Raw genomic sequence first — 20330 nt, 5'->3', positions numbered from 1 at the left:
TAATTCCCCTCATGAATGAGGGGCTAGGGGAGTTGATGTGTCGAAGACACTTTTTTATGAGATGAGAGAAAAGATAGAGGAGGCTCTCCAGGAGGGAAAGGTATCACTTATAAAAGAATTTTTAAAGAATTATGAAAAAAATCTCAAAGAAAAGTATGTGCTGCACTGGCAGTATATAGATATGGTAAAAGCACTGCTTTTCTGGGAAACATCAGAAAAAGAATGTGTTTTGTGGCTGGAAAAAGCAATAGAAAGGACATTGCCATTTATAAGGGAGAAAGATATTTGGAACCTGGCAATGGGACGAGATGAGCTAATGCTTTTGATTTTATGGGGAGAAAAAAAGAAACAAGGAAAAAGACGAATTGCTTTTATGCAGAAAGCTCTTACTTATATGGAAAAACAATGGAAGGATATAGAAGAAAAAGGAAAGATTTATCCTTATGCAGCAATGTTATTAGAAAGAGAACTAATAAAAGAGAAACTTTGGCAGGAAGCAGAGAAAGTAGGGGAGGATGCGGTAAAACTTCTAATAGATATAGATTCTATTTGTTATTTGCGAGAGCTTCTTCAGCTGCAAATATTTGTGAAAAATGAATTGGGAAAGACTGAGGAAGCAAAAAAGTTTACAGAAGAGTATATGATACTTGAGGATATTTGTAAAGAATATGGTTATATAGATGAAAAAACAGGAATACTTGTACGTTTAAAAAAGCAGTTTTATGTTGAAAAAGAGGTTATTCGCAAAAATCGAATTGGTAGAGGCTTTACGCAGGAGCAACTAAGTGAAGGAATTTGCGAACCGGAAACACTTGCCCGTATTAAAAAGGGAGGAGGGCTCATGAACGAAATTTTGGGAAACTTACGGAGCGTTTGGGGTGGAGAAAAGAAAAGCGAAGTACAGAGCTTGCTATTTGGGATTTTAAAAAACTGGAAAAGAAGTGGAAAATAGACTGGTTGATGGGACATAGAAAATTTAAAGAAGCAAGGAAGGAGTTAGAACTTTTTGAATGTGGAGATACGTTGGAAGGCAGACAATATTTGCTTTATATGAAGACTATGGTTCGAGTGCAATTAGGAGAGCTTACTTATCAGGAAGCATTAGAAGTATTTGGGGAGGCACTTTCTCTTACATTGAAAAATTATGAAAAGTTATCCTTTAAAGAGTATATTCTAACCAGACAAGAAATGGTAATATTGAATGGAATTGCATTGGCACACATTGAAATTGGAGAGAAGGAGCGTGGAATAGAAATATATGAAGATGTTTTGACAGGGTGTGACCAAAGCAGTGTGAAAAACCAACATAGAACAACAGGAGTATTAATTTTTATGGAAAATCTGCCAGTCTACCTGGAGGAAATGAAGAGATATGAAGAGGCATTGGAGTGGCATGAAAAGGCAATAAGATTGGTATTGAAATGTAGACGAGGGCTACTGTTGGATAAAATACTCGCAAATAAAGCATATGTTTGGGAGAAGCAGGGAAGAAAAGAAGAAGCCTGTTTACAGCTATATAAACAGGCATATTATATTAGTATTCTAATGGAAGATAAGGTGATTGGCAGTGGGATTAGAGAGCATTGTCAGAAACAGTATGGAGAAGAAACCTGGGCAAGGGTAATTTCTGGCGAGAATAATTTTTGAGATTTAGGGGAAAGAAGCTTATTGACAGAGAATAAAGAAAGCACATGGATACCTGTAATTAATAATAAAATAAGTAAATTTTTTCTTTTTTTCATAATAATTTCTCCCTTTTAATAAAATAGTTTAATAATAGTATACATAAAAAATGAATGATTAGCATGACGTTTTTGGGGATTTTTGAAAGTCTCTAAAAACGTCATGTTTTATTGGACAGATAATTAATAAAATAAGTATAGATATTTTGTAAAAATTAGCAAATGCTAGAAAGGATGAGTATTATGAAAAAGTTTACAGCTAAAGTTTTGAGTGTTATACTTGTATTGTCAATGGTGTTGGAGTTACCAGCAACAGCTTTTGCCACCGAATATGGTGTTGCCTATGATTTGTCTATTGGAACTCAAGAGGATATAACATATGCTAGAAATACATATAATGCACTTGATTCAAAGGCAAAGGTTATTTTTGAGAAAGCTCTTGCAAGAGATCCCAAATTACTCGAGTTCCATAAAACTTATGTCGACCCTAATTTTACGACTCTTAGAAAAATTCCTATAGCACGTGTTGCTGTTTCATCTATTGATCCAATGACAGTTCTGTCTGCTCAGCTTGCGACTCTTGGTTTGCCTTCAGCAGTAGTTTACTCATTAAAGGCTATGGGAGCGGGGATGGTAGCAGCCATTGCAGATGGACCACTTCCGGTTGGAGACATTTTGCTTGCGGCGGCTACAGCTAGCACAGCTGTGGTTATTGCTGCTAATTGGGACACCGTTTCACCTAAATTTAATCGGATTGTTAGTGCTTTTCAGAAAGCTTTTTCAAGCACTGGCACCAATATTTCATCTGCTTTTACAAAGATAAAAAGTGATGCGAAGGAGAGGGTGGCTAGAGCAGAAATAAATCAGATTAGAAATAATATACCCAAAAGGCTTCTTAAATCAAATGGCGATGTAGATATTTCAAGGTTTAACCGAAAGAAGCCGGGTGGGCATCGACCAACATGGATGGGACCCCTTGGCTGGTATATTCAAAGAGATACAGCTGGTCATGGAGGACGCTATTGGAAGCTGTTTGATTATGTTGGAAAAAGAATAGCATCTTTGGCACAAAATGGTAAAATATTAAGCAAGTAGTGATAAAAACAGGAGGGGACATGTATAAGCAGCAAGATAGCTTCTTTGATAAATGGGAGAGCTTTGAATTTCCGAAATCTAGCGATGATTTATGGAGTTTTTTAGCTGAACATTATCCGGATGACTGGTATATTCTTGATTATATACCTGTTCAGATGAAGGATAATAAAAAATATTCACAGATAGAGGTATGTTATTCCAGTGAGGAGTATGGTGCCGATTATAGTAACTATAATCGTATTGAGGAGAGCTTTCTTCGGGTTTTGACTCTACTGTGGGGATTTTATGACAGTAGATGTGAAACAGAAGTAAATCCAGACATTTTAAATAGTGGCATTGAGTGTATAAGTAGTAAAGATATATCTCATGATGGAACAGAGATTAAGTTGGTGAGTATTGAAAGCCTGTCTGCATATAAACGGCTTACACAACTTTCTTTGCGGGAAAAAACGACTCATATTATTTTTTTCGCAGAAGCCGAGCTTATCATCTGGGTGGGTGGCTTGTATGCAGAGGTATTTACAAGGAAGAAGGATACGATTAATCTGCTCACAAGAATAGCTACCACCGAAGGTCTGTACCTTTGGAAAAAGGAACCTTAATTGTCTTTTAGTAGTAAAAGCTTGACAGAACGCTTAAAAAAGGATATACTGTAACAGCGTCATTGACGTACTGTATTTGTCATAACATTTCCGTGCAGCTGGGGAGTTAGCGGTGCCCTGTACCTGCAATCCGCTATAGCAGGGGTGATGTCCGGTTTCGGGTTGGTTTTTCTAATGCAGCCCTCTATAAGTGGCGTTGACGTTTGGGTCTTACGCAATGGGAATTCATGAACCGTGTCAGGTCAGGAATGAAGCAGCACTAAGTGAAACCTCCCATGTGCCGTGAGGAAGCCTGGGCTGAGCAAACTGTAGAGGTAACGGTTAGGAAAATTGATTCAACGCCGGATGCACGGATTTTTTATTTAAATTTTTTATTCAATAGGATATTTTAGCCAGAGGCTACATGAAAAGTGTAGCTGCTGGCTTTTTTTGCAGTATAGGAAGTTCGTCCTATAGAACAAAAAATTTTACTTTAGGCTTTATCTTAGCGGAAGAATGCATTATAATAAGAAATAGATTAAATTCCAAAGGAGAACCGGTATGGGTATCGATTTGAGAGTAAATACTGTAAATCAAATTGCAAGGGGAGTTACGATATACAGCGAAGGAGAACCTGTTGAGTCAGTCTGCCTGGTGCTGAAGGGCAGAGTTCTGGTAGAAAAACGGGGAGTCCGTTTGGTCATTGGTTCTGGCAATTTTTTAGGAGTAAGTGACCTGGAGGAGGGCGTTTATGGCGTATCCTATACGGCCTTCGATAATGCGGTTGTATTTCCTTTTGCAGCAAGAGAAGGTAGCGATATTGAGAATATTATAGCTTCTAACCGAGAGTATGGAAGCTTAATGGTGGCGTCCTTTAGCAAGTACATCAAAGAACTGAAGGATGTACAGAAAAGTCTTTTGATAGGGGCAAATGCACTGTATACTTTTTTAAAGGTGCAGTATGATTTGTATAAAAAAGGCTGCCGGGAAAATGGATATGAGATAAAGCTAAATCAGAATCTGGAAGTAATGGATGCTTTTTCAGCAAGTCATATGGCATCAGCAAGACAGTTAAATTACTATGTGCAATGTGCAGATACGCCGATAGATGTGCAGAAAGCCTTTTACAGAAATAGCACAATATGTCTGTACCATATCGAAGAGCAGACGGTATTGGTACGAGAAATTATTGAAGAGTCTGTGGAGACAGCAGAGTATTTTGACAGCCTTAGAAAGGAGCTGTATGGTGTCGATGGGGACAACCTGTTCCGTCTGGTATCAGGACTTTTAATCCAGCTAAAGCAGTGTGGGAAAAAGGTTTCTATGCAGCTACAGGATTCTCTGGATGAGATTATTGAGCAGCTTAACCAGACCGAGGATATTTTGCTGAATAAAGCAGGGATTCCTCTGGATATTAATCGGGATGATCTGGAGGATACTTACTTTAAGGTGCTGGCAGGTGCCGGTGCCGTAGAGGCAGAGCCGATGTCGATGGTAGACCAGGTGGCCCGTCTGGAGAATTCAGTAGATCGGATTCTGGGCTATGGTGAGCTTGAAGAGGATAAAGCAGAGCGTCTTAAGGAGCTGGTAGACAAATTCTATCACATGAAGGATAAGACGGCTGCAGATGATAACAGTAGAACTCTTAGAAGAGAAATAGTGTCGATTTATTACGGTCTGTATGAAAAGGTGTTTTTCCGTGCCGTAAAGGATAGCGATTGTCCGATTGCAGTAGAGCTGTTTTTGAAATATGGTCTGTTTGATGAACGGCTTTTGACAAAGGAAGAGCTGGTTGAGCTTGTTAATCTGGAAAAGGATGAAAGAGGTAAGCCTTGCCATGTATACAATATGAAGGAATGGCTAACTCTGATTTATGAGGGGAAGCGTCTTCCATCCAAAAGTGAGTTTGACCTTGATTTTGAGGAGCATTTAAGGGAGCTTAAGAAAAATAAGGAAATTACAGGAGAAGAGGCAAAGGAGCAGCTTAAGGATCCGGTACGCCGGGTACAGTACGAGATTCGTAATATGTTTGCTTATAATAACCGTATTGTTTCCGGACAGATTACAAGCTTTGTACCATTCCTGTATGAAAATTCCTTTATTGGCGGTCCGGCAGGCTGCCGGCTGACAGCACAGGTTATCAATGAGGCTGTTGAGAAAATCCGGTCAATTGATTATTCCCTATTTTGCCGGGAATCTCTGTATGAGAATCAGGAGGCTGGTATTAAAAAGGAATACGTTGTTAAGGAGGTATTCCCGGATATTATAGTTATGCCAATCGGTGGAAGCAATGGCGTCATGTGGCAGGAAATCAGCGGCAGAAGAAGAGACTCCAAGGGAAGATTTTTGCTTCCGGCCTTTATGAATGGCCGACTGGAGGAGGTTCTGGTGCAGATGTGCGGTCGGTTCCGATGGGAGATGTGCCGTACAATCCAGGGAGCCATGTGGAATAATATTAAGTATAAATCTCTTACCAGTGAATATATGGATTATATCCAGTTTTATAGAAAAAACAGGGATTTATCCGAGGAACGAAAGGAAAAAATTAAGCTTCAGCTACAGAAGGCAAGAAGCAGTGCAAAGGAAGTATTTGTACAGGATTATGAAACCTGGGTTAAAAATGAGTCCCAGGGCTCTATCCGTATGAATAAGGTGGCAAGAGAGATTCTCGCATTCTATTGTCCGTTTAGTGTAAACATTCGTGAAAGTGTAAAAAATCAGCCTATTTTTGCAGATGCTATGCAGCGGTATATCCGGGAAAAGGCAGCAAAGGTAAAGGAAATTGATTTGCGTTATCGTATGTTGGAAAAGGAAGGTGTTACGATACCGGAGGAACTTATAAGAACACAGGAATATTATCGGGATAAGTAAAAGGAGAACCGTTAATGAGTAAATATGATAGCATGATGAAGTGTGCAAAGGCACGGAATCTTGTAAATGATAAGAAATTTGGTGAAGCATTAGGGGCAATAGATGATGTGCCTTTAGAACAGGTGAAAGTGATTGCCGATTTGAATTTGATTGCCGATGTTTTTATTAAGAATGAGAAGTTTGATCGTGCTCTCGAGGTATATCAGTTTTTGTATGGCAGGGTACAGACAAGACGAATTTTGTATCAATTGATTTATCTGTCTGTAAAGTGTGGACAGATTAAGGAGGCAGAGGAGTATTACAGGGAATATATTGCCCTACCTGCTCAGTCCAGTGACCGCCTGATTTTGAAGTATTTTCTGGATAAGGGACGGGGAGCTGAGCGAAGGCAGCTGATTGAAGACCTAAAGGAATTAAAGAAGGAAGACTATATTGAAGAGTGGGCTTATGAGCTGGCTAAGCTGTACCACAAGGAGGGCATGGAAGAGGAATGTATCAATGAGTGCAGTGACATTATTATGTGGTTTGGCGAAGGCAGAATTGTGGAAAAGGCTATGCTTTTGAAGCTTCATTATATGGATGGGCTGGATATCTCTTCTCCAAAAGCGATAGAGGAAACCAGGAACCTGGCAGCAGATTTAAAGCTGGCAGCAGCAATAGCGGCTGAGAATGATAAGAAACGTGCTGACCTTTATGAAAGGGATGAAGAGATACCGGAAGAGCTTTCCGAGGAGGAAGCGGTTTTTGAACTACAGCAGACAGTTGCTGGGCCGGAGCCACCTATAGAGGTAGAGGGTAGTGATAAACGGACAAAAATGCTGAAGCTTCTGGATGAGATTTCGGGAAATGGAAAGCTGCCTCATTTTGCTCTTATTGGTGAGGATGAAGAAAAAATAACAGATTTTGCAAAGACCATATCAAAGGGACTCGCGGCAAAGCAGGTAACAAAAGCGGCGAAGCTAGCACGCATTAACAGCTCCCGTTTAAATGAAATTAACCTGTCAGATAAGCTTTCACAGCTGAAGGATGGATGCCTTTTAGTCAGTGACGCAGGGAAGCTCTCTATCAATTCTCTGCAGAGCTTAAACCAGATGATGCGGAAAAGAGAAAATGGAATTGTTGTAATTCTTGCAGATGAAGAGGATGGACTGGAGTCTGTTCTTCGCAGAAACAGAAAGCTGCAAAGTATGATTGAATTTGAAATCAGAGTTTAGGAGGAGCTAATGGCTATGGAAGGAATGGAAAGGCCGGTATGGGTTATCGGACATATGAATCCGGATACGGATTCTATCTGCTCGGCGATTGCGTATGCGAATTTGAAAAGTAAGATAACGGGTCGCACTTATCTTCCGAAGAGAGCTGGAGATGTGAATACGGAGACCCGGTTTGTATTGGAGCGGTTTGGAGTTCAGGAGCCGGAGTTTGTTTCAGACGTGAGAACCCAGGTGAAGGATATTGAGTACCGCTATACTCAGGGCGTAGATGGGACAATTTCCTTAAAAAAGGCATGGGAATCTATGCGGGCGATTCAAGCTCATACCCTGCCGATTGTAGCCCCAAATGGTAAGCTGGAGGGTGTTATTACTATTGGTGATATTGCAAAGTCCTATATGGAGATTTACGACAATAAGATTATTTCTGAGGCAAGGACACCTTATAAAAATATTATCGAAACCTTGAATGGAGAAATGGTGGTCGGTGATCCTTCCAAAGAGGTGACGAAAGGGAAAATGCTGATTGCGGCGGCAAATCCGGATTTAATGGAAAGCTACATTGAAAAGGATGATATTGTTATTCTTGGAAACCGGTATGAGTCTCAGCTGTGTGCTATTGAGATGGATGCTCAGTGTATTATTGTCTGTGATGGTGCTGCAGTGTCTTATACTATCTGTAAGCTGGCTGAAAGTAAGAGCTGTACGATTATCAAAACACCTTATGATACTTATACAGCGGCGAGATTAATTAACCAGAGTATGCCAATCCGCCATTTTATGTGCCGTGAGGGTATCATTTCTTTTACGATGGAAGATTATATCGAGGAAATTAAGGAAATTATGGCGAAAAAGCGGTTCCGTGATTTTCCGATTCTTGATTTGGAGGGCAGATACGAGGGTATGATTTCTCGCCGTGTTCTGTTGAATACAAAGAAGAAAAAGTTGATTTTAGTAGATCACAATGAACGCTCCCAGTCCGTCAGTGGTGTTGAAGATACGGAGCTTTTAGAGATTATTGATCATCACCGGCTGGGCGGTATCCAGACGATGAGTCCGGTATTTTTCCGCAACCAGCCTCTGGGCTGTACCGCTACAATTGTGTATCAGATGTATGAGGAAAATGGAATTGAGATTGAGCCTTATATTGCGGGACTTCTTTGCTCTGCTATTATTTCGGATACACTGGTATACCGCTCTCCAACCTGTACAGAGGTTGATAAAGAGGCGGCAGAAAGACTGGCAGGGATTGCAGGTATTGATGTAGCTGAATATGCAAAGGAAATGTTTACCGCAGGCAGTGATTTAAGACATAAATCCTGTGAAGAGATTCTACATCAGGATTTTAAGAAGTTTACTTCAGGAGAGATTATCTTTGCTGTAGGTCAGATTAATTCGATGAATGGCGAGGAGCTTCAGGCAATTCAGGAGAAAATGCAGGAGTATATGAAAGAGACCTTTGCAGAACTCGGGGTTTCCATGCTGTTCTTTATGCTGACAGATATTATGGAGGAATCAACACAGCTTCTGTGTGCAGGAGGTGGTGCAGATGAGCTGGCTAGAAAGGCTTTTGGAATTAAAAATCCTGCTGAAGGTCTTAAGCTGGATGGCGTCGTTTCCCGTAAGAAACAGCTGATTCCGACACTGATGATGGCACTTCAGCAGGAAAATAACTAATCAATCTTAAATTGAAGACGGACAGGGGCCTTGAGCTTCTGTCCACCCCTTGACTGTACCTTTGTGGTAATGTTAAGGGTATAGGATTCGTGCTGGGCATAGGCTTCTAAGGGCTCTATCTCAATGACGCTGCTTTCTGCGTCATAATGGATGGATGTATTTAGAATCTTTCCATCGGCACTGGTAACGAATAGATTGACATTGTTCACAGTACGGGCATCTAAGGGTGTAGTAAACTTGACACGCCACACAAATTTGCCTGTTTTAAACCTAAGATTTTGTTTTACTTTATCTTCTAGTCCATCGGACATAGCTTCTATATCAAGATAGTTAGACACATTAATCACCCCGCTTTTGCTCTATTATAATACAAAATACGGTAAAAGGATAGAGGGAATTTTGATAAAATCGGAAAAGAGGAGTTTTATGGAAAAGGAGCTTTGGAAGCCAGGCAATATGCTATATCCCTTGCCTGCTATCATGGTGAGCTGCCAGGAAAAAGGGAAGAAGCCAAATATTATTACGGTGGCGTGGACAGGGACAGTTTGTACCAATCCGCCGATGGTTTATGTGTCCATCCGGCCAGAGCGGTATTCCTACGATATCATAAAGAAAAGTGGGGAATTTGTTGTTAATCTGACCACAAGAGAACTGGCCCGGGCTACGGATTTTTGTGGTGTCCGTTCCGGCAGAGAGGTGGACAAGTTTGCCGAGATGAGGCTGACGCCGTCAGAGAGCGAGACGGTTTTAGCACCGGGAATTTTGGAAAGCCCAGTCAATATTGAGTGCAGGGTCAGAGAAATCCAGGAGCTTGGCTCTCATCATATGTTTTTGGCAGAGGTGACAGGCGTCCGTGTAGATAAGCAGTATATGGATGAAAAAGGCCGGTTTGATTTAAGCTTGGCTAATCCATTGATTTATTCCCATGGAGAATATTTCGATGCGGGCGAAAGACTTGGAAAGTTTGGATATTCTGTACAGAAGCCGAAAAAGGAGAGAAAACGACGTGAAAAATAATATAGTTATGATTGGTATGCCGGGAGCAGGAAAAAGCACGATTGGCGTTATTCTAGCAAAGGCATTAAATTATCATTTTCTGGATTCGGATCTGGTGATTCAGGAAAGAGAAAATCGGCTTCTCAGGGAAATCATTGCTGAGGAAGGTCTGGACCGTTTCGTTGAGATTGAAGAAGAAATCAATGCTTCTATTGAGGTGGAGAAAACGGTGATTGCTACAGGCGGCAGTGTGGTCTACGGGCCAAAGGCAATGAAGCATTTTAAAAAGACTGGAACGATAGTTTATATCAGGCTAAGCTATGAGGCAGTGCTGAAACGGGTGGGTAATCCGAAAAAACGGGGAGTGGTCTTAAGAGAGGGTCAAAGCTTCCAGGATTTGTATGAGGAAAGATGTCCTTTATATGAAAAGTATGCCGATGTGGTTGTCGAGGCAGATGGCTTGGAAATTGGTGAATTATTGGAAAAAGTAAAAAGCCATTTTACAAATGAGGAAAACAATGGTATAATCAATTGGATTAGGGGAGATGTGTTGGAAGGCAGTGGAGACTGCTGACTGTTATGGGAAAATTATTATAGATTAGCAGAGGTGTCAAATGGAAGAATATATTATGAAAGGTGGAAAGCCCCTGGTAGGAGAGGTAACCATCGGAGGAGCAAAAAATGCTGCACTAGGCATTTTGGCAGCAGCCATTATGACAGATGATACAGTTACACTTGAGAATTTGCCAGATGTCCGTGACATCAACGTTCTTTTAAAGGCAATGGAAGGTATTGGTGCCAGAGTAGAACGAGTAGGAGCCCATACCGTTAAGATTAACGGCAGCAACATTGGTTCTGTCAGTATTGATTATGAATTTATTCGTAAAATCAGAGCGTCCTATTATCTTTTAGGAGCTTTATTAGGTAAATATAAAAAAGCACAGGTAGCACTTCCTGGCGGCTGTAATATCGGAAGTCGTCCGATTGACCAGCATATTAAGGGCTTTAAGGCACTGGGGGCAACGGTGGAAATTGAGCAGGGTGGTATGATCGATGCAGCTGCAGAGCGGCTGGTTGGAAATCATATCTATCTGGATGTTGTCAGTGTAGGTGCGACAATTAACATTATGCTTGCCTCCTGTATGGCAGAGGGTAAGACGATTATTGAAAATGCTGCGAAGGAGCCCCATATCGTAGATGTGGCGAATTTCTTAAATAGCATGGGAGCCAATATCAAGGGTGCCGGTACGGATGTTATCCGCGTCAAGGGTACAGATAGGCTCCATGGAAGCGAATATTCTATTGTGCCGGATCAGATTGAAGCAGGTACTTTTATGGTGGCAGCGGCAGCGACCCGGGGCGATGTTCTGATTAAAAATGTGATTCCAAAGCATCTGGAGGCGATTTCTGCAAAGCTGGTGGAAATTGGTGCTGAGGTAGAGGAGTTTGATGATGCAGTCCGTGTGATTGCAAAGAAGCGTCTTAAGAATACTCATGTGAAGACACTGCCATATCCGGGGTTTCCGACGGATATGCAACCGCAGATTGCTACCCTTTTAGCACTTTCAGAGGGCACAAGTATTGTTACGGAGAGTATTTTTGAGAACCGTTTCAAATATGTAGATGAGTTAAGCCGTATGGGTGCGACGATTACTGTAGAAGGCAATACTGCTATTATCAATGGGACAGAGAAATTTAACGGAGCTATTGTTTCGGCACCAGATCTTCGTGCTGGAGCAGCTCTGGTGATTGCGGGACTTGCTGCTGAGGAGGGCTATACCTTTGTAGACCAGATTGAGTATATAGAGCGGGGGTATGAGGCCTTTGAAGAGAAGCTGTCTGCTCTCGGTGCTACGATTGAGAAGGTAAATGTTGAGGATGAGAAGGCCATCCAGAAGTTTAAGCTGAAGGTAGGCTAGGATAATTTAATAGGCTTTATTTTGTAAGGAAGCTTACGTTTAACAGACTAAGCCTCCTTACTTTTTGTCTTTTCCGGTTGAAAAAAGCGTATAGAAAATACCTCTTGACAAATACTTTCCCTAGGAGTATAGTGTTAATATACCCCATGGGGGTATGAGGAGGAAGGAAAATGAAGGAAGAAACCTATTTAATTGAGGGAATGACCTGTGCATCCTGCAGTGCTGCAGTAGAGCGTGTGACGAGAAAGCTTCCGGGAGTTGAACGAAGTGATGTTAATCTGGCAACGAACCGCATGGTTATTTGTTATGATGAGACCCAGGTAAATCCCGATAAAATAAAAGCAAAGGTAGAAAAAGCCGGCTTTGGTATTAAGGAATATGAGGAGCCTTTGAAAAGAGTAGAAAAGGCTTTACCAAGGGAGGAAAATGATCCTGAGGAGGCCCAGATAAAGGATGCAAAGCACCGGCTGATCGGAGCTTTTGTATTTGCGATTCCGCTTTTTTATATTGCAATGGGACATATGGTGCCAGGTGGCACACCTCTGCCAGAGCTTTTATCCATGGACAAGTATCCGACAAATTTTGCAGTGATACAGCTGATTCTTACAATACCGGTATTGTATTTTGGGAGGAGCTTTTATCTAAAAGGTTTTAAGACGTTGCTTCACGGCAATCCAAATATGGATTCTCTGGTAGCGATTGGAACAACCAGTGCTTTTTTTTACAGTCTGGTTATGACCTTTATGATACCCTTGGATATGAAATATGCCCACCAGCTCTATTATGAATCTGCAGCCATGGTAGTGGCACTGGTTATGTTTGGAAAATATCTGGAAAAGAACAGCAAGAAAAAAACAAAGGGTGCGATAAAAAAGCTGATGGAGCTGACACCGGATACAGCGATACTTAAGACAACCTCGGGAGAAAGAGAGGTTTCTGTGGAGGAGCTTTCTCTGGGTGATATTGTGATTGTGAAGCCGGGAGCAAGACTTCCGATGGATGGAAGAGTTGTAGGTGGTGAAAGCAGCGTAAATGAAGCTATGCTGACCGGAGAAAGTGTTCCGGTAGAAAAAGCCCTTGGCGATGAGGTAATTGGTGGCAGTATCAATTATAACGGTGTTATGGAGGTGGAGATTACCAGAACCGGTGCAGATACCACTCTGGCAAAGATTATTAAAATGATGGAGGATGCCCAGGGGAAAAAAGCACCGATTTCTAAAATTGCAGACCGGGTAGCAGGAATATTTGTGCCGGTGGTTATAACAATTGCACTGGTAGCAGCTATTGTCTGGCTTCTGATGGGACAGGATATTTCCTTTGCTTTAAATGTTTTTGTATCGGTGCTGGTTATTGCCTGCCCTTGTGCTCTGGGGCTGGCGACACCGACAGCAATTATGGTTGGTACAGGACTGGGAGCCAGTAACGGTATTCTGGTACGTTCTGGTGAGGCACTGGAGCAGGCACATAAGATAGATGCTATTGTTTTGGATAAGACAGGAACGATTACAGAAGGAAAGCCAAAGGTTACTGAGATTATTTCTGATAAAATGGAAAAACGCGAGCTGCTGCGGCTGGCTGCTTCTGTAGAAAGGGCCTCGGAGCATCCGTTGGCAAAGGCGGTTGTAGCAGAGGCAGAAAAAGAAGGACTTGAGCTTGAAAAGACAGAAAGCTTTGTAAGCTTGACTGGAATGGGAGTAAAAGCAAAGCTTTTATATGGTAGCGAGCTGCTGGTGGGAAGTCGCCGCCTGTTTGAGGAAAATAAAATTGATTTGACAGCCTACGAAGCTTCCATGGAGCGGCTGTCCGGTATGGGGCAGACACCGATGCTGGTGGCGATAGATGGAGAGGTAGCTGGTATTGTCAGCGTGGCAGACGTCATGAAGGAGACAAGCCGTGAGGCGATAGAACGGATGAAGAGCTTTGGGCTTAAGGTATATATGCTGACCGGTGATAACAGAAAAGCAGCAGAATACATTGGAACGCAGGCAGGCGTAGATGAGATTATTGCGGAAGTACTTCCGGATGATAAGGCGAAGGTTGTAGAGGATTTGCAAAATCAAGGAAAACGCGTTATGATGGTAGGCGATGGTATCAATGACGCACCGGCACTGGTACAGGCAGATGTAGGCTGTGCTATAGGAAGCGGAAGCGATGTAGCGATTGACTCCGGAGATATTGTGCTGATGAAATCTGACCTGCGGGATGTGGCAAAGGCAATTCGTTTAAGCCGCCTTACAATTACCAACATCAAGCAGAATCTGTTCTGGGCATTTTTCTATAACAGCATAGGTATTCCGGTAGCGGCAGGAGCTCTTTATCTGGTAAACGGAATGCTGTTAAGCCCGATGATAGGAGGCTTTGCGATGTCTCTAAGCTCGGTGTGTGTCGTAACAAATGCTTTGCGGCTTAGAACAAAGAGGTTGTAAAAGAGAAAAGAGGTTTGGTATGGAACAGAAAAAGGAAGCAGTCTGCTGTGAGTGTCACAAGCGTAAGCACAGAGAGGAAAAGGAATACAAGGATTTGATAACCCGGCTGAACCGGATTGAAGGACAGGTTCGCGGCATCCGGGGAATGGTAGAAAATGAATGCTACTGTGTGGATATTCTGACACAGGTATCAGCAGTGCAGTCAGCATTAAACAGCTTTAATAAAAAGCTTTTGGAAAACCATATTAGAACCTGTGTGGTAGAGGATATTAAAGCAGGGAAGGAAGAAGTAATAGATGAGCTTTTGAATACTCTGCGGAAAATAATGAAATAAACAGGAGGAAAGAAAAGTGACAACATTAAGGGTAGAGGATATGCACTGTGGAAAGTGCGTAGAAAGAATCAGTAAGGTATTAGATGCAGCAGATATTAAGTACAGTGTATCTCTGGAGGATAAGTCAGTAACCATTGATGGCCGTGAGCATTGTGTAAAGACGGCGATTGATGAACTGGAGGATATTGGATTTACTGCTGTTGTAGCAGAATAGAGCTTATGCTAAGGGCTGCTGTACCTGGTTTTCGGGTGCAGCAGCCTTTTGCTTCTTTTTGGGAAACAACTTGTCAAACTGCATTTTCTAAGCTTTGCTTGATTTGTTTTGCCTGGTTTAATAAAAATTTATAGCGTTTTTGGGCGGCATTCCATTCGTAGATATAACAGTCAATTAAATCCGGATCCTGTACATTTTCAAAATTGGAATATGCTGCTTCCATTGAAGATTTTGTCATGGAAAGCTGGTGCTGAATTAGTTCCAGCTCCAGCTCCAGGGGGCTCTTTTCTTGTTTTAGAAGGAATCTTTGAAGCAATTGAACCATCCTTTCTGGAAACTTTTGTATTATAAGTATAGGCATATATTTACAGTTTTATTCTAAAAAGAAGCATATAGAATGGAATTGGAAAATATAATAATAAAAAAAGAGGACAGGATAAAAATGAAAAAAATAGAAATGCTTGTAAACGTTTTGTTGCGGGCTGTTTTTGGAGGAATTGCCATCTATGCCCTAAATACTATTTTTCAGTATATTGGTTTACAGATGGTTGTAGGAATTAACGTTAAAACGATAGCAACAGTAGGTGTCCTTGGCTTTCCGGGCCTGCTTCTTTTGTATGGTATTTTGTTTTGTCACAGCTTTGGAGCCTATTGACAAAATGAAAAAGCTGTGATAGTATAGACGCTACAAGAAAGGAGGAGAGGGTTTTTACAGAGGTTTTAGCTGTGGCACTTCTTATAGCTGCTGCAGTAGGGGATGTGCAGAGCTGCCGGGTGTCTAATCGTATTATACTGGCAGGACTGCTATTGGGAGTTTTTACAAACATACGACAGAACGGATATATGGGAATTTTCCCCTTCTTCCTCGGGATGCTGGTTCCTGTATTACTGCTTTGGCTTTTATTTCGCTTTCGGATGCTGGGAGCTGGGGATATTAAGCTGTTTTCTGTAATTGGAGGTTTGTATGGAGCTTCCTTTGTTCTTAGGGTTATCGTCGCTGCCCTTTTCCTGGGTGCGGGGATGTCTGTATTTCAATTACTCAGATATAAGAATCTGAAGTTTCGTCTGCAGTATCTTGCAGAGTATGTTTCCAGGTATTTAAAGACAGGAGAGATTGTGCCCTATTACCAAAAAGAAAGAGATGGAGATACGCCGGTGGTGCATTTTGCGGTGGCGGTTCTGGGCGGATTTCTTTTGTGTATATTGAGAAAAGGAGGGAATCTTTGAATCAAGGCATATTGATTATATGTGATCGAGAGGAGGCCTATGCACGCCGGTTGATGGATTTTATAAACCGGAAGGGAAAGACCTTTGAAATTTGTATTTTTACGACTGTTCAAGCGTTGCTTTCTTATATCAGCACTCATGAAGCGGATATTTTATTGATTGAGGAAGAGCTTTGGGAGGATAGGATTGCGACACAGACAAAAGGAAAGATACTTCTTTTGTCGGAAGGGACACAGGTAGGAGAAGAGCTTGGATATCCAGTAGTTTATAAGCTGCAGCCGGCAGAAAATATTGAAAAGGAAATCATGAGCTGTTATGCGGGAGAGAAGCTTCGTTTTTTGCGGGAAACAGCTGTGATGGGGAATGTTAAACTTTGGGCAGTGTATTCACCGGTAGGTGGGTGCGGAAAAACGACGCTGGCACTGGCATTGGGACAGTATCTTTCCAGAGAGAAACGAGTACTTTATCTGAATATGGAGTGCTTTGGAAGTCTTATTTCGGAGAATGGTTATCCGGGCGGGATGACAGACCTGCTCTATTATGTGAAGGAAAGAAAGGAAAATCTTTTTATGCTGATAGCTTCTTTGACAGAATGCTGTCAGGGAACAGAGTGTATTTTTCCGACAGACTACTATGGAGATATTACTTCTCTGACAGAAGGGGATATCAACTGGCTGATAGGACAGCTGGAAAAGAGTAGCTATGACATCATTATATTTGATATTGGGTGTATGGCTGCCTGGGTATTTGGATTGTTGGCAGGGTGTAGCCGGATTATTGTTCCAAGGCTTAAGGAGGAAGAAAGTCTTGGAAAACAGGCTGCTCTGGAACGGAGTCTTCGTACCGAAGGTAGGGAGGAGCTTCTTACACATATGGAAAGAGTACGAGTACCGAGACTTAACAGTCCGGAAATGGAGCACTTTTTATGGAAACTGGCAAACAACAATTAGATGATTTGAAAAAACAGTGGCAGGAGGAGTTGAAGGAAGAGCTGTGCAGTCTGCCAGAGCTTACAGATGAAGCGGTAAAGGAACAGATTGAAAGGCTGGTGGCAAAAAGAGGAAGAGAAGCTTTTTTAAATCTGGAAGAACGGCGGCAGCTTGGCCGGGAGATTTTTAACAGTATTCGACGGCTGGATATTCTACAAGAGCTTTTGGAGGATGAAGAGGTCACGGAAATTATGGTAAATGGACCGGAAAGCATATTTATAGAAAAGCACGGCAGAATAGAACAATGGAATAAAAGGTTTGAGTCGGAGGACAAGCTGATTGATGTAGTGCAACAGATGGCGGCAGCTGTAAACCGCCGGGTAAATGAGGCAAATCCAATAATGGATGCCCGGCTGCTTGACGGCTCACGGGTGAATGTAGTTTTGAACCCGGTAGCCCTGCAGGGAACGGCTGTAACTATTCGTAAGTTTTCCCGGGAGCCCTTCACGATGAAGGTTTTGCAGGAACTAGGAGCTATCAGTTCAGAGGGAGCAGTCTTTTTAAAGGAGCTTACCCGGGCTGGTTACAACATTTTTGTCAGTGGAGGAACCGGTTCTGGTAAAACAACCTTTTTGAATGCACTGGCAGAGGGGATTCCCGGAGAGGAACGGGTAATTACGATTGAGGATTCGGCAGAGCTTGACTTAAAAATTAAGAATCTGGTAGCTCTGGAAGCCAGACCGGCAAATATAGAGGGGAAAAATGAGATCCGGATACGAGATTTGATAAAATCAGCACTACGGATGCGGCCAAGTAGAATTATCGTTGGCGAAGTGCGGGATGATGCAGCAGTAGATATGCTTCAGGCGATGAACACAGGACATGATGGAAGCCTGTCCACAGGCCACGCTAACAGCCCGGAGGATATGCTGCACCGGCTGGAAACCCTGGTGTTGATGGGAATGGATATTCCGCTTCTGGCGATACGGCAGCAGATTGCTTCTGCCCTGGAAATTATTGTACATCTGGGGCGGCTTAGGGATGGTTCCCGTCGGGTACTGGAGATTACGGAGGTTGTCGGCTTATTCGGAGAAGCTTATCAGATGAATTCTCTTTTTGTCTTTGAAGAGGAGGGGATGGATGAAGAAGGGAAAATTAAAGGAAGTCTTAAAAGGACAGAAAATCCATTTTTGCAGCGGGAAAAGCTCTGCCGTGTCAAAGGGGAAGGTGACGGATTATAGAAGCTATTGCTGCAGTAAAAAAGAAAAGGTTATATATGGAGCAGAGGGAATGGTACTTTTTTGCGGCTTAGGCTATCTGTTTTTTAGAGAATGGCTAATTTCTGCGGTGGTTTCTTCGGGAGCTGTTTTTTATATAAAAAAACGGGAGAGGGAGAAAAAACAGACCAGGAGAGAGCAACTGGGAAAGGAATTCTGTCAGGGAGCAGAAGCTATTTTAAATGCACTGGAGGTCGGTTATTCAAAAGAAAATGCGGTACGGGAAGCGATAAAGGATATGAAAGAAAATGGGAAAAAGGATAGCCTGATGCTTACAGAGCTTGTTTATATGCAGCGGCAGCTAGCAGTGAATCGTCCTTTGGAAGAGCTGTTTCTGGAATTGGGGGAAAGAAGTGGGATAGCAGATATAAAAACATTCGGTGAGGTGTTTGCAGCAGCTGGAAAAAGAGGAGGGAATCTTGTACAGATAATTAAAAAAGACATTACTGTAATGAAGGAAAAACAGGCTGTCCTACAGGAAATCCAGGTACAGACTGCTTCCAGAAGACTGGAGTTTCATATTATGTGCCTGATTGTACCAGGAATGATACTGTATCTACAGCTATTTTCACCGGGCTTTCTGGATATTTTATATCATAATCTGCTGGGACAGCTATTTATGACATTGGTTATGGCTGTCTATTTGGGGGCAATCTGTCTGGGAGAGAGGATGACTGAGATTGAAATATAAGAAAATTGTGGTAAAAAAGGAAATGCTCAGTATAAGCATAACCCTGTTTCTTCTGGCTGTTGGAGGTATCCTTGGAATATGGGGACAAAAAAGAGAGCGGCTGTATGTATTGGAGAGACCTAAGTGGAAGGAGGGGGCAAGAGAAGAAGCTCTGCTGATAGAAAACGAAAAGGGTAAGCAGCAGGAAATCCGGGTAACGGTACAGGAAAGGACATATACAGAAGCAGAGATAGCGGAATTTCTGGCGAAGGCCGAAGAGTATATAAAAACTGCCTGCCTTGGTGAAAATAAAGGCTGGGATAAAATTACGGAAAATCTTTTTCTGGAAACTATGGTGCCAGACTTGCCTGTAGAGGTGTATTGGGATATGGGAGACAATGAGTGCTTTGACAGGCAGGGAAGGCTTCTTTTAGAAAATATACCGGAAGATGGGACAGAGGCAGTGATAATAGCGGTGCTTTTATGTCAGGAGGAGCGAAGAGATGTGGAAATCCCGGTAAAAATACTGCCGCCTTTGTGGACAGAGGAAGAAACCTGGAGGCAGCTTATAGAAAAAAAGGTACAAGAAAGAGAAGGCTCCCAGTCTGAAGAACAAAGGATAGAGCTGCCCTTTGAAGAGGGAGTGCCAGTGGCTTATTACGCTGTGGAAAACAAAAAAAGCCGAGGCGGTGAATGGCTTTTATTTTCTCTGGCAGCCGGGATATTTACCTATATAGCACTAAGGAAAGAGGAAAAAGAAAGAAAAGAAAGGCAACGGCAGAAGCTTTTGGGAGAGTATCCGGCATTGACAGAAAAGCTTTTATTATTTCTGGAAGCTGGAATGAGCATACGAAATTGTTTTTTTAAGCTTAGGGAGGAGGCCTGTGGACGGGCCTTAGAGGAGGAACTTTATAAGACATGTCAGGAGCTGAAAAATGGAGTGTCAGAAAAGGAGGCCTATCTTCATTTTGGAGATAGGATTGGTCTTTTGCCTTATATTCGCCTGGGGGCTTTACTGTCGCAGAATCTTAAGTCCGGAACGGGAGAGATTCTAGAGTTTTTAGAGAGGGAGTTGGCAGAGAGTTTTTTTGAAAAAAAGGCACAGGTAAAAAAGCAGGGAGAAGAGATTGGAGTAAAGCTTTTGCTTCCCATGGGTATACTTTTGCTTCTGACATTGGGGATCATTATGGTTCCGGCATTTTTACAATTTTAAGGAGGAGA

At 42.2% G+C, this 20330-nt stretch carries 21 protein-coding genes and 1 other RNA gene; 20 read left to right on the top strand and 2 right to left on the bottom strand.

Going from position 1 to position 20330, the window contains the following annotated elements:
- Positions 1-316: 316 nt before the first annotated feature.
- The 8 genes from ASU35_RS08255 to ASU35_RS08225 all read left to right on the top strand — a co-directional run bounded on the left by ASU35_RS08255 (position 317) and on the right by ASU35_RS08225 (position 9117).
- Entirely contained in the window at positions 317-952 is a 636-nt protein-coding gene (locus ASU35_RS08255; RefSeq protein ID WP_147525407.1) for a hypothetical protein, read from the top strand.
- Positions 874-1647: a tetratricopeptide repeat protein gene (locus ASU35_RS08250; protein ID WP_147525406.1), complete on the top strand. Its 774-nt coding sequence runs from the start codon at positions 874-876 to the stop codon at positions 1645-1647. The genes ASU35_RS08255 and ASU35_RS08250 overlap by 79 nt, the downstream gene beginning before the upstream one ends.
- Before the next feature lie 278 nt (positions 1648-1925).
- Positions 1926-2777, top strand: coding sequence for a hypothetical protein (locus tag ASU35_RS08245; protein ID WP_058352553.1), 852 nt, complete (start codon positions 1926-1928; stop codon positions 2775-2777).
- Between the two features lie 20 nt (positions 2778-2797).
- Positions 2798-3379, top strand: coding sequence for a hypothetical protein (locus ASU35_RS08240; RefSeq protein WP_058352552.1), 582 nt, complete (start codon positions 2798-2800; stop codon positions 3377-3379).
- 90 nt (positions 3380-3469) lie between these two features.
- An RNA gene (gene ffs, locus ASU35_RS18665) (signal recognition particle sRNA large type) lies at positions 3470-3732 on the top strand.
- 187 nt (positions 3733-3919) lie between these two features.
- Positions 3920-6229, top strand: coding sequence for a hypothetical protein (locus ASU35_RS08235; protein WP_058352551.1), 2310 nt, complete (start codon positions 3920-3922; stop codon positions 6227-6229).
- Positions 6230-6243: 14 nt separating this feature from the next.
- Positions 6244-7443: a tetratricopeptide repeat protein gene (locus ASU35_RS08230; protein ID WP_058352550.1), complete on the top strand. Its 1200-nt coding sequence runs from the start codon at positions 6244-6246 to the stop codon at positions 7441-7443.
- Positions 7444-7458: 15 nt separating this feature from the next.
- Complete coding sequence (locus ASU35_RS08225; protein WP_341416584.1) at positions 7459-9117, top strand: putative manganese-dependent inorganic diphosphatase; 1659 nt, start codon at positions 7459-7461, stop codon at positions 9115-9117.
- On the opposite strand, the gene ASU35_RS08220 is transcribed toward ASU35_RS08225, so the two are convergent.
- The gene (locus ASU35_RS08220) at positions 9114-9455 is read right to left on the bottom strand and encodes an Ig-like domain-containing domain (RefSeq protein ID WP_058352548.1); all 342 of its coding nucleotides are present in this window, start codon (positions 9453-9455) and stop codon (positions 9114-9116) included. The two genes, ASU35_RS08225 and ASU35_RS08220, sit on opposite strands and share 4 nt — an antisense overlap.
- An 88-nt stretch (positions 9456-9543) precedes the next feature.
- Between ASU35_RS08220 and ASU35_RS08215 the strand changes: the two genes are divergently transcribed.
- The 6 genes from ASU35_RS08215 (at position 9544) to ASU35_RS08190 (ending at position 15006) form a co-directional block, all read left to right on the top strand.
- On the top strand, positions 9544-10134 hold the full coding sequence (locus ASU35_RS08215) for a flavin reductase family protein (RefSeq protein ID WP_058352547.1): 591 nt from the start codon (positions 9544-9546) through the stop codon (positions 10132-10134).
- Between the two features lie 7 nt (positions 10135-10141).
- Positions 10142-10687 carry a shikimate kinase gene (locus ASU35_RS08210; protein ID WP_058352559.1) on the top strand — a complete coding sequence of 182 codons (546 nt, stop codon included), beginning with the start codon at positions 10142-10144 and terminating at the stop codon, positions 10685-10687.
- A gap of 40 nt (positions 10688-10727) precedes the next feature.
- Positions 10728-12032: a UDP-N-acetylglucosamine 1-carboxyvinyltransferase gene (locus ASU35_RS08205; RefSeq protein ID WP_058352546.1), complete on the top strand. Its 1305-nt coding sequence runs from the start codon at positions 10728-10730 to the stop codon at positions 12030-12032.
- A gap of 170 nt (positions 12033-12202) precedes the next feature.
- On the top strand, positions 12203-14458 hold the full coding sequence (locus tag ASU35_RS08200) for a heavy metal translocating P-type ATPase (protein WP_058352545.1): 2256 nt from the start codon (positions 12203-12205) through the stop codon (positions 14456-14458).
- 19 nt (positions 14459-14477) lie between these two features.
- A complete protein-coding gene (locus tag ASU35_RS08195; RefSeq protein WP_058352544.1) occupies positions 14478-14792 on the top strand; it encodes a metal-sensing transcriptional repressor in 315 nt (104 codons plus the stop codon).
- 16 nt (positions 14793-14808) lie between these two features.
- Positions 14809-15006 (top strand): heavy-metal-associated domain-containing protein, encoded by a 198-nt coding sequence (locus tag ASU35_RS08190; RefSeq protein WP_083504204.1) that lies wholly within the window; start codon positions 14809-14811, stop codon positions 15004-15006.
- Positions 15007-15079: 73 nt separating this feature from the next.
- On the opposite strand, the gene ASU35_RS08185 is transcribed toward ASU35_RS08190, so the two are convergent.
- A complete protein-coding gene (locus ASU35_RS08185) occupies positions 15080-15283 on the bottom strand; it encodes a YaaL family protein (protein ID WP_058352557.1) in 204 nt (67 codons plus the stop codon).
- Between the two features lie 165 nt (positions 15284-15448).
- On the opposite strand from ASU35_RS08185, the gene ASU35_RS08180 reads away from it, so the two are divergent.
- The 6 genes from ASU35_RS08180 (at position 15449) to ASU35_RS08155 (ending at position 20322) form a co-directional block, all read left to right on the top strand.
- Positions 15449-15661: a pro-sigmaK processing inhibitor BofA family protein gene (locus ASU35_RS08180; RefSeq protein WP_172794622.1), complete on the top strand. Its 213-nt coding sequence runs from the start codon at positions 15449-15451 to the stop codon at positions 15659-15661.
- Positions 15662-15732: 71 nt separating this feature from the next.
- The gene (locus ASU35_RS08175) at positions 15733-16233 is read left to right on the top strand and encodes an A24 family peptidase (RefSeq protein WP_058352542.1); all 501 of its coding nucleotides are present in this window, start codon (positions 15733-15735) and stop codon (positions 16231-16233) included.
- Complete coding sequence (locus ASU35_RS08170) at positions 16230-17183, top strand: P-loop NTPase family protein (protein WP_058352541.1); 954 nt, start codon at positions 16230-16232, stop codon at positions 17181-17183. Before ASU35_RS08175 ends, ASU35_RS08170 begins: the two co-directional genes overlap by 4 nt.
- Positions 17159-18403 carry a TadA family conjugal transfer-associated ATPase gene (locus tag ASU35_RS08165; protein ID WP_058352540.1) on the top strand — a complete coding sequence of 415 codons (1245 nt, stop codon included), beginning with the start codon at positions 17159-17161 and terminating at the stop codon, positions 18401-18403. Before ASU35_RS08170 ends, ASU35_RS08165 begins: the two co-directional genes overlap by 25 nt.
- On the top strand, positions 18303-19130 hold the full coding sequence (locus tag ASU35_RS08160; protein ID WP_058352539.1) for a type II secretion system F family protein: 828 nt from the start codon (positions 18303-18305) through the stop codon (positions 19128-19130). Before ASU35_RS08165 ends, ASU35_RS08160 begins: the two co-directional genes overlap by 101 nt.
- Positions 19120-20322 (top strand): type II secretion system F family protein, encoded by a 1203-nt coding sequence (locus ASU35_RS08155; RefSeq protein WP_058352538.1) that lies wholly within the window; start codon positions 19120-19122, stop codon positions 20320-20322. The genes ASU35_RS08160 and ASU35_RS08155 overlap by 11 nt, the downstream gene beginning before the upstream one ends.
- Positions 20323-20330: the final 8 nt, after the last annotated feature.

This window comes from Acetivibrio ethanolgignens (genome assembly GCF_001461035.1).
Classification (GTDB): domain Bacteria; phylum Bacillota; class Clostridia; order Lachnospirales; family Lachnospiraceae; genus Velocimicrobium; species Velocimicrobium ethanolgignens.
This window is presented reverse-complemented; position numbering and strand designations above follow the sequence as displayed.

Bases quoted from the DNA above. Each gene is read 5' to 3' on its own strand.
- ASU35_RS08255 (WP_147525407.1), top strand. From the start codon at position 317: ATGCTTTTGATTTTATGGGGAGAAAAAAAGAAACAAGGAAAAAGACGA.
- ASU35_RS08245 (WP_058352553.1), top strand. From the start codon at position 1,926: ATGAAAAAGTTTACAGCTAAAGTTTTGAGTGTTATACTTGTATTGTCA.
- ASU35_RS08240 (WP_058352552.1), top strand. From the start codon at position 2,798: ATGTATAAGCAGCAAGATAGCTTCTTTGATAAATGGGAGAGCTTTGAA.
- ASU35_RS08235 (WP_058352551.1), top strand. From the start codon at position 3,920: ATGGGTATCGATTTGAGAGTAAATACTGTAAATCAAATTGCAAGGGGA.
- ASU35_RS08230 (WP_058352550.1), top strand. From the start codon at position 6,244: ATGAGTAAATATGATAGCATGATGAAGTGTGCAAAGGCACGGAATCTT.
- ASU35_RS08225 (WP_341416584.1), top strand. From the start codon at position 7,459: ATGGAAGGAATGGAAAGGCCGGTATGGGTTATCGGACATATGAATCCG.
- ASU35_RS08215 (WP_058352547.1), top strand. From the start codon at position 9,544: ATGGAAAAGGAGCTTTGGAAGCCAGGCAATATGCTATATCCCTTGCCT.
- ASU35_RS08210 (WP_058352559.1), top strand. From the start codon at position 10,142: ATGATTGGTATGCCGGGAGCAGGAAAAAGCACGATTGGCGTTATTCTA.
- ASU35_RS08205 (WP_058352546.1), top strand. From the start codon at position 10,728: ATGGAAGAATATATTATGAAAGGTGGAAAGCCCCTGGTAGGAGAGGTA.
- ASU35_RS08200 (WP_058352545.1), top strand. From the start codon at position 12,203: ATGAAGGAAGAAACCTATTTAATTGAGGGAATGACCTGTGCATCCTGC.
- ASU35_RS08195 (WP_058352544.1), top strand. From the start codon at position 14,478: ATGGAACAGAAAAAGGAAGCAGTCTGCTGTGAGTGTCACAAGCGTAAG.
- ASU35_RS08180 (WP_172794622.1), top strand. From the start codon at position 15,449: ATGAAAAAAATAGAAATGCTTGTAAACGTTTTGTTGCGGGCTGTTTTT.
- ASU35_RS08165 (WP_058352540.1), top strand. From the start codon at position 17,159: ATGGAAACTGGCAAACAACAATTAGATGATTTGAAAAAACAGTGGCAG.
- ASU35_RS08160 (WP_058352539.1), top strand. From the start codon at position 18,303: ATGAAGAAGGGAAAATTAAAGGAAGTCTTAAAAGGACAGAAAATCCAT.